This window comes from Haemophilus haemolyticus, from assembly GCF_003493685.1.
In the GTDB taxonomy this organism is placed as follows: domain Bacteria; phylum Pseudomonadota; class Gammaproteobacteria; order Enterobacterales; family Pasteurellaceae; genus Haemophilus; species Haemophilus haemolyticus_O.
This window is the reverse complement of the sequence record NZ_QQJW01000001.1, coordinates 182,156-195,897: the sequence shown is the minus strand read 5'-3', so window position 1 is coordinate 195,897 and position 13,742 is coordinate 182,156. Positions and strand designations below refer to the sequence as shown.

General features: G+C 38.5%; 11 protein-coding genes. 6 read left to right on the top strand and 5 right to left on the bottom strand.

The features are described 5' to 3' along the window. Positions 1-14: 14 nt before the first annotated feature. Positions 15-2,720, top strand: coding sequence for a preprotein translocase subunit SecA (gene secA, locus DV434_RS00985; protein ID WP_118784884.1), 2,706 nt, complete (start codon positions 15-17; stop codon positions 2,718-2,720). Between the two features lie 64 nt (positions 2,721-2,784). Beyond that, positions 2,785-3,198 (top strand): 8-oxo-dGTP diphosphatase MutT, encoded by a 414-nt coding sequence (gene mutT / locus DV434_RS00980; protein ID WP_118784885.1) that lies wholly within the window; start codon positions 2,785-2,787, stop codon positions 3,196-3,198. A 48-nt stretch (positions 3,199-3,246) separates the two neighbouring features. Here the strand turns inward: mutT and DV434_RS00975 are convergent, their stop codons facing one another. From DV434_RS00975 to yggU, 5 genes are all read right to left on the bottom strand, one after another. Continuing rightward, positions 3,247-3,510 (bottom strand): DUF5339 domain-containing protein, encoded by a 264-nt coding sequence (locus tag DV434_RS00975; RefSeq protein WP_239992746.1) that lies wholly within the window; start codon positions 3,508-3,510, stop codon positions 3,247-3,249. 87 nt (positions 3,511-3,597) lie between these two features. Beyond that, complete coding sequence (gene holA, locus DV434_RS00970) at positions 3,598-4,632, bottom strand: DNA polymerase III subunit delta (RefSeq protein ID WP_118784887.1); 1,035 nt, start codon at positions 4,630-4,632, stop codon at positions 3,598-3,600. After that, positions 4,632-5,135: an LPS-assembly lipoprotein LptE gene (locus DV434_RS00965; protein WP_118784888.1), complete on the bottom strand. Its 504-nt coding sequence runs from the start codon at positions 5,133-5,135 to the stop codon at positions 4,632-4,634. The genes holA and DV434_RS00965 overlap by 1 nt, the downstream gene beginning before the upstream one ends. A gap of 95 nt (positions 5,136-5,230) precedes the next feature. After that, on the bottom strand, positions 5,231-7,816 hold the full coding sequence (leuS, locus tag DV434_RS00960; protein ID WP_118784889.1) for a leucine--tRNA ligase: 2,586 nt from the start codon (positions 7,814-7,816) through the stop codon (positions 5,231-5,233). A gap of 128 nt (positions 7,817-7,944) precedes the next feature. Beyond that, on the bottom strand, positions 7,945-8,232 hold the full coding sequence (gene yggU, locus DV434_RS00955; RefSeq protein WP_046942215.1) for a DUF167 family protein YggU: 288 nt from the start codon (positions 8,230-8,232) through the stop codon (positions 7,945-7,947). A 152-nt stretch (positions 8,233-8,384) separates the two neighbouring features. Between yggU and uppS the strand changes: the two genes are divergently transcribed. Genes uppS through bamA form a run of 4 tightly spaced genes read left to right on the top strand, consistent with a single transcriptional unit; the run spans position 8,385 to position 13,731 of the window. After that, entirely contained in the window at positions 8,385-9,104 is a 720-nt protein-coding gene (gene uppS, locus DV434_RS00950) for a polyprenyl diphosphate synthase (RefSeq protein ID WP_114908709.1), read from the top strand. Between the two features lie 21 nt (positions 9,105-9,125). Next, complete coding sequence (locus tag DV434_RS00945; RefSeq protein WP_114908708.1) at positions 9,126-9,992, top strand: phosphatidate cytidylyltransferase; 867 nt, start codon at positions 9,126-9,128, stop codon at positions 9,990-9,992. Between the two features lie 9 nt (positions 9,993-10,001). Next, on the top strand, positions 10,002-11,333 hold the full coding sequence (gene rseP, locus DV434_RS00940; protein ID WP_114908707.1) for a sigma E protease regulator RseP: 1,332 nt from the start codon (positions 10,002-10,004) through the stop codon (positions 11,331-11,333). 19 nt (positions 11,334-11,352) lie between these two features. Then, positions 11,353-13,731 carry an outer membrane protein assembly factor BamA gene (gene bamA, locus DV434_RS00935; protein WP_114908706.1) on the top strand — a complete coding sequence of 793 codons (2,379 nt, stop codon included), beginning with the start codon at positions 11,353-11,355 and terminating at the stop codon, positions 13,729-13,731. The last annotated feature ends 11 nt before the right edge of the window (positions 13,732-13,742 follow it).

Below are 13,742 nucleotides of genomic sequence, written 5' to 3'. Positions count from 1 at the left end.
TAAAAAGAGAAATTATGAGCATTTTAACAAAAATTTTTGGCAGCCGTAACGACCGTATTTTACGTAAATTAAGAAAACAAGTTGCAAAAATCAATAAATTAGAACCTGAGTTTGAATCCCTCACAGATGAACAACTTCGTGCAAAAACAGATGAATTCCGTCAACGTTTAAGTGCGGGTGAAACTTTGCAACAAATTTTACCAGAAGCATTCGCAACGGTACGTGAAGCAAGTAAGCGCGTGCTTGGTATGCGCCATTTTGATGTGCAGCTTATTGGTGGGATGGTCTTGACTAACCGCTGTATCGCAGAAATGCGTACTGGTGAAGGTAAAACATTAACTGCGACTTTGCCTTGTTATTTAATCGCACTTGAAGGTAAAGGCGTTCATGTTGTTACGGTGAATGATTATCTTGCTCGCCGAGATGCAGAAACAAACCGTCCGTTATTTGAATTTTTGGGCATGAGTGTAGGCGTAAATATTCCTGGTTTACCGCCTGAAGAAAAACGTGCAGCTTATGCAGCAGATATTACTTATGCAACCAATAGTGAACTTGGTTTTGATTACTTACGTGACAACTTAGCTCACTCAAAAGAAGAGCGTTTCCAACGTACTTTAGGCTATGCGCTGGTGGATGAAGTGGATTCTATCTTAATCGATGAAGCACGTACGCCGTTGATTATTTCTGGTCAAGCTGAAGACAGTTCTGCGCTTTATATTGCAGTCAATAAACTGATTCCAAACTTAATTAAGCAAGAAAAAGAAGATACAGAAGAATACCAAGGTGAAGGTGATTTTACTTTAGATCTTAAATCTAAACAGGCGCACTTAACTGAACGTGGACAAGAAAAAGTGGAAGATTGGTTGATTGCGCAAGGTTTAATGCCCGAGGGTGATTCTTTGTATTCTCCAGGTCGAATTGTATTACTTCACCATGTTATGGCTGCCTTGCGTGCGCACACATTGTTTGAAAAAGATGTCGATTACATTGTGAAAGATGGTGAAATCGTGATTGTTGATGAGCACACTGGTCGAACAATGGCAGGGCGTCGTTGGTCAGATGGTTTACATCAAGCCATTGAGGCAAAAGAAGGGGTTGAAATTAAGAGTGAAAACCAAACTGTTGCGTCAATCTCTTACCAAAACTATTTCCGTTTATATGAGCGTCTTGCCGGTATGACGGGAACGGCGGATACCGAAGCGTTTGAGTTCCAGCAAATTTACGGCTTGGAAACAGTTGTGATTCCAACAAACCGTCCAATGATTCGTGATGATCGTACCGATGTGATGTTTGAAAATGAACAGTATAAATTTAATGCAATTATTGAAGATATCAAAGATTGTGTAGAACGCCAGCAACCAGTGTTAGTGGGGACGATTTCAGTAGAAAAATCAGAAGAATTATCTAAGGCTTTAGATAAAGAGGGCATCAAACATAATGTATTGAATGCGAAATTTCACCAACAAGAAGCGGAAATCGTGGCAGAAGCTGGTTATCCTGGTGCGGTGACTATCGCAACGAATATGGCGGGTCGCGGTACGGATATTATCCTTGGTGGTAACTGGAAAGCGCAGGCTGCTAAATTAGAAAATCCAACTCAAGAACAAATTGAAGCGCTTAAAGCTGAGTGGGAAAAGAACCACGAGATTGTAATGAAAGCAGGTGGTTTGCATATTATCGGTACAGAGCGTCATGAATCTCGCCGTATCGATAACCAGTTGCGCGGTCGTTCTGGTCGTCAAGGTGACCCAGGATCTTCTCGTTTCTATCTTTCTTTGGAAGATGGCTTAATGCGCATTTATTTGAATGAAGGTAAACTCAATTTAATGCGTAAAGCGTTCACCGTGCCTGGTGAGGCTATGGAATCGAAAATGTTGGCGAAAGTGATTGCATCTGCTCAAGCAAAAGTTGAGGCCTTCCATTTCGATGGTCGTAAAAACCTACTTGAATATGATGACGTGGCAAATGACCAACGTCATGCCATTTATGAGCAACGCAATTATTTGCTTGATAATGATGATATTTCTGAAACTATCAACGCCATTCGCCACGATGTATTTAATAGTGTGATTGATCAATATATTCCACCGCAATCTTTGGAAGAACAATGGGATATTAAAGGGCTTGAGGAACGTTTAGCTCAAGAGTTTGGTATGGAATTACCAATTTCTCATTGGCTGGAAGAAGATAATAATCTGCATGAAGAAAACTTGCGTGAACGCATTGTAGAAGTCGCCGAAAAAGAATATAAAGAAAAAGAAGCACTGGCTGGTGAAGAAACCATGCGTAACTTTGAAAAAGGTGTCATGTTGCAAACTTTAGATGAGCTTTGGAAAGAACACTTAGCTGCGATGGATTATTTACGCCAAGGTATTCATTTACGCGGTTATGCGCAAAAAGATCCAAAACAAGAGTATAAAAAAGAATCTTTCCGCATGTTTACGGAAATGTTAGATTCTTTAAAACATCACGTTATCACGACGTTAACGCGTGTACGTGTGCGTACTCAAGAAGAAATGGAAGAAGCTGAACGAGCTCGTCAAGAAATGGCTGCTCGTATCAATCAAAATAATTTACCTGTGGATGAAAATGGTCAGGCAATCCAAAATTCAGATTCTGAAGATTATTCAGATCGTCGCATTGGACGCAATGAGCCTTGTCCTTGTGGTTCTGGTAAAAAATATAAGCATTGTCATGGCAGTCGTGCTGCTCGCCATTAATGATTAGCCAAAGTGCGGTGATTTTTCACCGCACTTTTTTCATATGTGCTATTGGATAGAAGAAATGGATAAAAAAATTATACAAGTTGCTGCGGGGATTATTCGTAATGAGTTTGGGCAGATCTATTTAACGCAGCGTTTAGAAGGACAGGATTTTGCCCAATCTTTAGAATTTCCTGGTGGAAAAGTGGATGCGGGAGAAACTCCAGAACAGGCTTTAAAACGTGAATTGGAAGAGGAAATTGGCATTGTTGTATTAAATGCTGAACTTTACGAACGCTTCCAATTTGAATATCCAACAAAGATTATTTCTTTTTTCTTTTATGTCGTAGATGAATGGATTGGTGAGCCTTTTGGGCGAGAAAGGCAAGAAGGTTTTTGGGTTGAGCAACGCGCATTGGATGCGGGACAGTTCCCACCAGCTAATGCTAAATTAATTCATCGCTTATTGAATGAAGCTCTCCATTCCATAAAATAAAACCCTAGTCAGACTAGGGTTTATATAACATCTATTGATTTTTTCAAATTATTTCGGCATTGCGGCTTTCATTTGTTTAAGTTGCTCTGCCGCTTGATTACAAGCCTGATCCTGTGCCGCTACGGGCATTGATGCAAATTGTTGTTTGCTTGATTCATATTGAGCTTTCATCGCATTTGCTTGCGCAACTGGCATTGATGCTAAGAAAGAATCAATTTCAGCAAAATAAGTTTTACAACTTGCAGACAAATCAGCTGCAGAAGCTGAAAAACCAAATCCCATTAAAATAAGTGTAGCTAGTGTTTTTTTCATCATGATATCCTCACGAAAGTTAATTAATAAGTCATTGCCGATGTGGCATTTTATTATACCATTTTAGTGCAAAAAAAACAATAGCGATTACAAACAAATTTTCACAGACAAATCAGCGAGTTTAATCCACACTTCATCGCTAAATTCTTGTTTAGCAAGACGTTCAATATTGGCGAGTTCTTGGATAATTTCGTAGAGCTTTTGGTAGGTTAAACGTTGAATCGCACTTAAAAAGAGCGGTCGGCGATTTTGCCAGATTTTTAGACGGTCAAATTCAGTCTTAATTTGTTGAATTGGAAGTTTTTCCGTTGTCATAATTCGTTGCTGTGGTTTTGTAAGTTGAAGCAACGTAAATAATTCTCGCTGTAGTGTGCGTAATAAAATAACAGGTTGCACATCTTCAGCTTGTAAACCTTTTAAAATACGTTTAGCGCGATTTGGTTTTCCCATTAACAAAGCATCAATCCATTGAAATGGTGTAAAAATTGAGGATTGTTCGACTACGCTAATTACTCGATTGTAGTTAAGTTTATGATCGGGATGAAGTAAATCTAAAAGCTGCAAAGTTTGCTTGAGTGCGAGCAGATTGTTTTCATAACAATAACAAAGTTGTTGGATTGCTTCATCATCAGCTTCTAATCCCATCATTTTGGTACGATTTTTTACCCAACGAGGGAGATTTTCAGCTGTAGGCGTTTGGCAATTTACAAGAATCGCACTGGTTTCATATTGGTTTAGTTCAATAAACCATGCTTGGTTTTCATTTACTTTTGCTAGCTTTGCAATTTGTAAAATCAGCAAGATATCGTCATGTAGAACCGAAATAAATTCTTGCAGATTTTTCTGTAAAAGTGCGGTGAAATTTTCAGGTAAATTTAATACCATGACTTGTTTATTAAAAAACAATCCCATGGACTGACAGGATTCTATGAGTTGTGCCCAGTCAGTTTGGCTATCAATTTGAATGTTATTTTTCTCATTGAATCCTTGTTGGTTGGCTGTTTTATAAATGGCATCTTCACTTTCACTCAGTAACAATGGATCTTGCCCTACCAAAAAGTAAACTTTGGCTAAACGTTGGGAAAGATGTTGATTAAGTTGCTCTGGGAAGATGCGATTCATTATTTGTTTTTCACTTGTTTTTCTAATGCAACTATTTTAGTAATGAGCTGACGTGCAGCTTGTTCTCGCATATCATTCCAAATTACTTCTCGTTCGGCGGATTTCGCTAATGCTGCGCGAGAGTTATCAAAGAAAGTGCGGTTGACTTTTGCCGTGATTGGGTGGCTTTCACCATTCGCTAAACGAATGCTTGCTTCCACTTCTAACATCAATACTTTTTCAGCTTCGCGTCCGCGTTTAAAGACGGAGGCGACTTCATCATTTTCGCGGAATTTATTGATGCGTAAAACAGGAATGCCTTGAGTCGAATTTACGAGTTGAATGTTGTTTGCTTGTAGTTGATTACGCATCGCCACTGACATTTCGCTGTATGGATCAGGGCTTTCAAAGGTAAGGGTACGTAATTCTTGTGGGATTAATGTACCATTTTGAAAATGCCAGCCGCAAGCAGAAAGCGCGGTAATGCTTGCTACAATAAACAACGCTTTGATTGATTTAATCATAAAAATTACCTTTATTGTGGAGTGTATGAATTTAAAATCCATACACTAATAAAGATAGAATCTGTGAAATATCAATATTCCACAGATTCTACGGATTATGGTTTAACCACAAAATTCAACATTTTTAATGGAATATAGATTTCTTTAAGAATTTCTTTTCCATCAAGGAATTTTGCAACATTAGGATCTGCTTTAGCTGCTGCTTTAATTTCTTCTTCTGAAGATGTTGCAGGAACAGTTACTTTTCCGCGAACTTTGCCATTTACTTGCACAACAATGAGTTTTTCATCTTCTACCATTGCGGCTTCATCAGCTTTCACCCATTCAGCGGTATCGATGTTGCTTTCATTTCCTAGCGCTTGCCATAATTCAAAGCAGATATGTGGCGTAATTGGATAAAGCATACGAACAACTGCACTTAATGCTTCCGCCATGACAGCACGATCTTGATCGCTTTCTAAAGATGCTTTGGTCAATTTATTCATCAATTCCATTACGGCTGCAATCGCAGTATTAAATGTTTGACGGCGACCAATATCATCGCTCACTTTCGCAATGGTTTTATGTACTTCACGACGAAGCGCTTTTTGCGCGGCTGAAAGTGCGGTGAGATCTAGGCTAGTTTTTGCTGGATTTTGTTGATATTGATATACCAAATTCCAAACACGCCCTAAGAAACGTTTCGCACCTTCTACGCCAGATTCTTGCCATTCCAAGGTCATTTCTGCTGGAGAGGCAAACATCATAAACAGACGAACAGTATCGGCACCATATTTTTCTACCATTTCTTGTGGGTCAATACCGTTATTTTTGGATTTCGACATTTTTGTCATGCCACTGTGGACTAATTCACGTCCTTCAGGATCGGTGGCTTTAACAATTCTGCCTTTTTCATCACGTTCAAGAGTCACCTGTGTTGGACTTATCCAAATACGCTCATTGGTTGGACTTGTGTAGTAGAAGGCATCTGCAAGCACCATACCTTGACACAATAATTTATCGGCTGGTTCGTCACTAGTTACAAATCCTGCATCGCGTAATAATTTGTGGAAGAAACGGAAGTAGAGCAAGTGCATTGTTGCGTGTTCAATACCACCGATATATTGATCCACTGGTAACCAATAGTTTGCTTCTTCCGCATCTAGCATGCCATTTTGATATTGTGGACAAGTGTAGCGTGCGTAATACCAAGAGGATTCCATAAAGGTATCAAAGGTATCCGTTTCTTTTAACGCTGGTGCGCCGTTAAAGGTTGTTTTTGCCCAGTTAGGATCTGCTTTAATTGGACTTTTTACGCCATCCATTACCACATCTTCAGGCAGAATAATGGGTAAATCTTCCATTGGTGCAGGTACTACATCGCCATTTTCAAGGGTTAGCATCGGAATTGGCGTACCCCAATAACGTTGGCGAGAAACGCCCCAGTCACGTAAACGGTAATTAACTTGACGTTTTCCAACGCCTAATTTTTCTAATTTATCTGCAATGCCGTTGAAAGCGCTATCAAAATCTAAACCATCAAACTCAGCTGAGTTCACTAATTTACCGTGCTCAACGAAAGCTTGTTTGGTTAAATCAATTTCTTCATCTGAAAGCGGTGCGATCACTTGTTTAATTGGCAAACTGTATTTTTGAGCAAATTCAAAGTCACGTTGGTCGTGAGCTGGAACCGCCATTACCGCGCCAGCACCGTAATGCATTAACACGAAATTCGCAATCCAAATTGGTAATTTTTCACCTGTCAATGGATGAATGGCAAATAAGCCTGTTGCCATTCCTTTTTTCTCCATTGTTGCAAGATCAGCTTCTGCTACTTTGGCGTTTTTCGCTTCTTGGATAAAGGCGGCTAATTCAGGATTATTTTGAGCCGCTAAACTTGCTAATGGATGTGCTGCCGCAATCCCTAAATAACTTACGCCGTAAAAGGTATCTGGACGCGTGGTGTAAACCGCTACTTTTTCGTTGGTATCTGCAACATCAAAGGTAATTTCTACCCCTTCAGAACGACCGATCCAGTTTCGCTGCATGGTTTTTACCATGTCAGGCCATTGTGGAAGGGTATCTAAACCACCTAATAATTGCTCTGCATAGTCAGTAATTTTGATAAACCATTGTGGGATTTCTTTTTGTTCCACAGGTGTATCACAACGCCAGCAACAACCTTCGTGTACTTGCTCGTTTGCGAGTACGGTTTCATCGTTCGGACACCAGTTTACGGTTGAGGTTTTTTTATACACCAAGCCTTTTTTGTAAAGCTCAGTGAAGAACCATTGTTCCCATTTGTAGTATTCTGGTTTACAGGTTGCGATTTCACGATCCCAGTCGAAACCAAAGCCTAAAAGCTGAAGTTGTTTTTTCATGTAGGCAATGTTTTCGTACGTCCATTTAGCAGGCGCAGTTTTATTTTTGATTGCGGCCCCTTCCGCCGGTAAGCCGAAAGCATCCCAACCAAATGGTTGTAATACGTTTTTGCCTAGCATGCGTTGATAACGAGAAATTACATCACCAATAGTGTAGTTGCGCACATGCCCCATATGCAGGCGACCAGAAGGATATGGGAACATAGAAAGACAGTAATATTTTTCTTTAGATTCGTCTTTGATTGCTTTGAAAACTTTATTTTCTGCCCAATATTGTTGAACCTTTGGTTCGATCATATCGGGGCGATATTGTTCTTGCATAAAATCACCTTAAATTTTAACCGCACTTTTGCAGCATTTTGACAATAGAAAATGTGGCATAGAATACCGTAAAACGGCATAAATTGATAGGGTATGAGACCAAAGTACGGTGATTTTTTTCTTTGTTTTTACAATAGATTTTGAATTTCTTTTGGAATTAATTTGGGTTCAGGAATCCAAACTTGTTTGTGTCGGCTCAATTCCCCTTTTTCTAAAATAATACTGCTTTTGGGCACTTTGAAGGATTTACTTAAAAATTTCAATAAATGAGCATTTGCTTGACCATCAATGGGTGGCGCAGTAATGGTAATTTTTAATTCATCATCGTGAATGCCAGCAATATGATCTTTACTGGCTTTTGGCTGTAAGAATATTCTTAATCTAATACCGTCTTTATTTTGTTCAATCGCAGACATAAATTCTTCGTTTTGTTTATTTTTCTTTATTATAAAAATGAATTATGTAAAAAATAAAGTGTGGATTAGGGCTCGCTAATCCATAGCAAGCAAATACAACTTATGATATAGTTCACAGCCGAATTTATAGGGATCTTTTTATAATAAAAATAATGATAGAACTCGATCAAAACAATATTCCAAAACACGTTGCCATTATTATGGATGGTAATGGGCGGTGGGCAAAACAGAAAAATAAAATGCGCATTTTTGGCCATACCAATGGCGTATCTGCAGTTCGCCGTGCGGTAAGTTATGCTCGCCAAACTGGAGTAAATTTTCTTACACTTTATGCCTTTAGTAGTGAAAATTGGAATCGACCTGAGCAAGAAGTCAGCGCGTTAATGACGCTTTTTATGCAAGCTTTAGATCGTGAAGTGAAAAAATTACATAAAAATAATATTCGTTTGAAAATTATTGGTGATGTATCTCGTTTTAGTGAATCTTTACAAGAAAAAATTGCAAAAGCGGAAAATTTAACAGAAAAAAATACCGCACTTACCCTTAATATTGCTGCAAATTACGGCGGTTGTTGGGATATTGTTCAAGCGACAAAACAACTCGCAGAAAAAGTAAAAAATAATGAAATGAGCGTTGAAGAGATTGATGAAATTACTTTTCAGCGTCATTTGGTTACACAAGATGAACCACAAGTGGATCTATTGATTCGTACCAGTGGTGAACAACGAATTAGTAATTTTTTATTATGGCAAATTGCATATGCGGAACTTTATTTTTCCGATGTGCTGTGGCCAGATTTTGATGAGGCGGAATTTAACCGCGCCATCGCCTGTTATCAACAACGTCATCGCCGTTTTGGTGGGACAGAATAATTCAATAAATGGATTAAAATTATGCTTAAACAACGAGTTTTATCTGCCATTGTGTTAATCGCAGCGGTGTTATGTGCGCTATTTTTATTCACGCCTTTTTATTTTGCCCTCGCGTTAGGTGCTGTGGCGACTTTAGGCGTTTGGGAATGGACTCAGTTTGCTCGCCTTAAACAGCCTTTAGCGCGTTTTTGTGTTGCTGCTTTTTTAGGTGCCTTTATTTTTTTATGGCTCTATACTGAGGGCAACTATTTAGATGCAGGTCGTGTGTTTGAACAGCATCTTCAGCTTTTATTGATGAATGCTGTTGGTTGGTGGATTTTAGCTTTATTGCTTGTAGTGAGTTATCCTAAATCAGCTAAATTTTGGTCTAAAAATCCTCTTTTACAGCTTTTATTTGCCTTTTCTACTTTAATTCCATTTATCGCGGGTGTATTACGTTTACGTTTAGAACACTATAACAATGATCCTTATCACGGCTTATTTTTATTACTTTACGTGTTTGTGCTTGTTTGGGCGGCTGATTCTGGTGCTTATTTTAGCGGACGCGCATTTGGTAAACGTAAACTTGCGCCAAAAGTTTCACCAGGTAAAAGCTGGGAAGGCGTTGTTGGTGGCTTAATTACTGCGTTAGTGCTTGCTTTTGTATTTATTCATTTCTCTGGCGATGCTTTAGTTGGTGAGCGAAATATCACTGGATTCGTTATTCTTTCCGTTGCAACAGTTGCAATTTCGGTATTGGGTGATTTAACTGAAAGTATGTTTAAACGTGAGTCAGGAGTTAAAGACAGCAGTCAATTAATTCCGGGGCATGGTGGTGTATTAGATCGCATTGATAGCTTGACTGCCGCAGTACCTTTTTTCAGCTACTTCTATTTCTTTGTGTTATAAGGATTTTGAATGTCATTTTTGTGGTCGCTAGGTTCTTTTATCATTGCTATTGCGGTATTAGTATCCGTTCACGAATATGGTCACTTTTGGGCTGCTAGAAAGTGCGGTATAAAAGTCCATCGTTTTTCAATCGGCTTTGGTAAGGTAATTTGGAAACGTATTGATAAGCATGGTACAGAATTTGCGGTTTCAATGATTCCTTTAGGCGGCTATGTAAAAATGCTTGATGGACATAATGAAGCGGTTCCAGCTGAACAAAAGCCACAAGCATTTGACAGTAAAAGCGTATTACAACGCGCATTTGTGATTATTGCAGGCCCTTTGGCGAATTTTATTTTCGCGATTTTTGCCTATTGGGTCATCTACCTTTATGGAATGCCAAGTGTTAAACCTGTAATTGAATCGATAACGCCAAGTTCAATCGCGGCACAAGCGCATATTGAACCCAATACACAAATTCTAGCGGTTGATGGCGAAGAAACTCAAGATTGGGAAACCATCAATATGCTACTTGCCACAAAAATGGGAGAGTCTAATGTTGAGATTACCCTTTCTCCTTTCGGTTCTAATGTTGAACAACAACGTACTTTAAATTTGACAAATTGGACTTTTGATCCTGAAAAAGAAAGTGCGTTTGAGGCATTAGGGATTATGCCTATGCGTCCTAAAGTTGAAATGGTGCTTTCTAAAGTTGTTCAAGATTCTCCAGCTGAGAAAGCAGGTTTACAAATCGGTGATAAAATTTTAAAAGAAAATTTAACCGCACTTCCTTGGCAAGATTTTATAAAACAGGTCGAACAAGGCGAATCTTTTTCTATTAAAGTTGAACGTAATGGGGAAACGCTTGACAAAATTATTACTCCAGTGCGTAATCAGAGTGGAAAATGGTTTGTAGGTTTAAGCCCAACTTTCGTAAAATTATCTGATGAATATCGTACTGAATTAAAATATGATATTCTTAACTCTTTGCAAAAAGGCATTGAAAAGACTGGCCAACTTTCTGTGTTAACCTTGAAGGTGTTAGGAAAGTTAATCACGGGTGATTTGTCATTAAACAATTTAAGCGGTCCGATTTCTATTGCAAAAGGTGCTGGTGCATCCGCTAATATTGGATTGGTGTATTTTTTAAGTTTTATGGCATTGATTAGTGTTAATTTAGGCATTATGAATTTATTCCCATTGCCTGTATTAGATGGTGGTCATTTAGTTTTTTTAGCAATGGAAGCTGTTAAAGGAAAACCTGTTTCTGAGCGGGTGCAAAGCATCTGTTATCGAATTGGCGCAGCACTGTTATTAAGCTTAACGGTGTTTGCATTATTTAATGATTTTTTACGTCTATAATTTATATAGGATACAATCGATGAAAAAACTTCTAATCGCAAGTTTATTATTCGGTACGACAACGACTGTGTTTGCCGCACCTTTTGTGGCAAAAGATATTCGTGTGGATGGTGTTCAAGGCGACTTAGAACAACAAATCCGAGCAAGTCTACCTGTTCGTGCCGGTCAGCGTGTGACTGACAATGATGTGGCTAATATTGTCCGCTCTTTATTCGTAAGTGGTCGATTCGATGATGTGAATGCGCATCAAGAAGGCGATGTGCTTGTTGTTAGCGTTGTGGCTAAATCGATCATTTCAGATGTTAAAATCAAAGGTAACTCTGTTATTCCAACTGAAGCACTTAAACAAAACTTAGATGCTAACGGTTTTAAAGTTGGTGATGTTTTAATTCGAGAAAAATTAAATGAATTTGCCAAAAGTGTAAAAGAGCACTATGCAAGTGTAGGTCGCTATAACGCAACAGTTGAACCTATTGTCAATACGTTACCAAATAATCGTGCTGAAATTTTAATTCAGATCAATGAAGATGATACTGCAAAATTAGCATCATTAACTTTCAATGGTAATGAATCTGTTAGTAGCAGCACGTTGCAAGAGCAAATGGAATTACAACCTGATTCTTGGTGGAAATTATGGGGTAATAAATTTGAAGGCGCTCAGTTCGAGAAAGATTTACAGTCAATTCGTGATTATTATTTAAATAATGGTTATGCCAAAGCACAAATCACTAAAACTGATGTTCAGCTAAATGATGAAAAAACGAAAGTGAATGTAACCATTGATGTAAATGAAGGTTTACAGTATGACCTTCGTAGTGCTCGTATAGTTGGTAATGTGGGCGGTATGGCTTCTGAACTTGAACCTTTGCTTTCTTCATTACATTTAAATGACACTTTCCGTCGTAGCGATATCGCAGATGTTGAAAATGCGATTAAAGCAAAATTGGGTGAACGTGGTTACGGTAGTGCAACGGTGAATGCTGTACCTGATTTTGATGATGCGAATAAAACCTTAGCAATTACTTTTGTTGTTGATGCTGGTCGACGTTTAACTGTTCGTCAACTACGCTTTGAAGGAAATACTGTTTCAGCAGATAGTACTTTACGTCAAGAAATGCGCCAACAAGAGGGGGCGTGGTATAACTCGCAATTAGTTGAGTTAGGTAAAATCCGTTTAGATCGTACAGGATTCTTCGAAACCGTAGAAAATCGAATTGATCCTGTAAAAGGCACTGATGACGAAGTAGATGTGGTGTATAAAGTTAAAGAGCGTAATACAGGTAGTATCAACTTTGGTATTGGTTACGGTACAGAAAGTGGTATTAGCTATCAAGCTAGTGTTAAACAAGATAATTTCTTGGGAACAGGGGCAGCAGTAAGTATAGCTGGTACGAAAAATGATTATGGTACGAGTGTCAATTTGGGTTATACCGAACCTTATTTTACTAAAGATGGCGTAAGTCTTGGTGGAAATGTTTTCTTTGAAAACTATGATAACTCTAAAAGTGATACATCTTCTAATTATAAACGTACGACTTACGGTGGTAATGTCACTTTAGGTTTCCCTGTAAATGAAAATAACTCTTACTATGTTGGATTAGGTTATACTTATAATAAGATTAGTAACTTTGCTCCAGAATATAACCGTGAGTTATATCTTGATTCCATGAATTTTAATGGAAATTCAATCAAAACCAGTGACTTTGATTTTTCTTTTGGTTGGAACTATAACAGCCTTAATAGGGGATATTTCCCAACTAAAGGGGTAAAAGCAAGTCTTGGTGGACGAGTTACAATTCCAGGTTCGGATAACAAATACTACAAACTAAGTGCAGATGTACAAGGTTTCTATCCATTAGACAGAGATCACCGTTGGGTTATATCTGCAAAAGCATCTGCAGGATATGCAAATGGTTTTGGAAACAAGCGTTTACCGTTCTATCAAACTTATACAGCTGGTGGCATTGGTTCATTACGTGGTTTTGCTTATGGTAGTATTGGACCTAATGCAATTTATGCCGATCAACATGGTAATTTTAATAAGATCAGTTCTGATGTGATTGGTGGTAATGCAATCACAACTGCGAGCGCAGAACTTATTGTACCAACACCGTTTGTGAGCGATAAGAGCCAAAATACAGTCCGAACTTCCTTATTTGTTGATGCGGCAAGTGTTTGGAATACTAAATGGAAATCGGATAAGAGTGGGTTAGATAACAATGTATTGAAAAGCTTACCCGATTATGGAAAAGTTAGTCGTGTTCGTGCCTCTGCGGGTGTAGGCTTCCAATGGCAATCCCCTATTGGGCCATTGGTATTCTCTTATGCCAAACCGATCAAAAAATATGAAAATGATGATGTAGAACAGTTCCAATTTAGTATTGGTGGTTCTTTCTAATTAGATTGAAC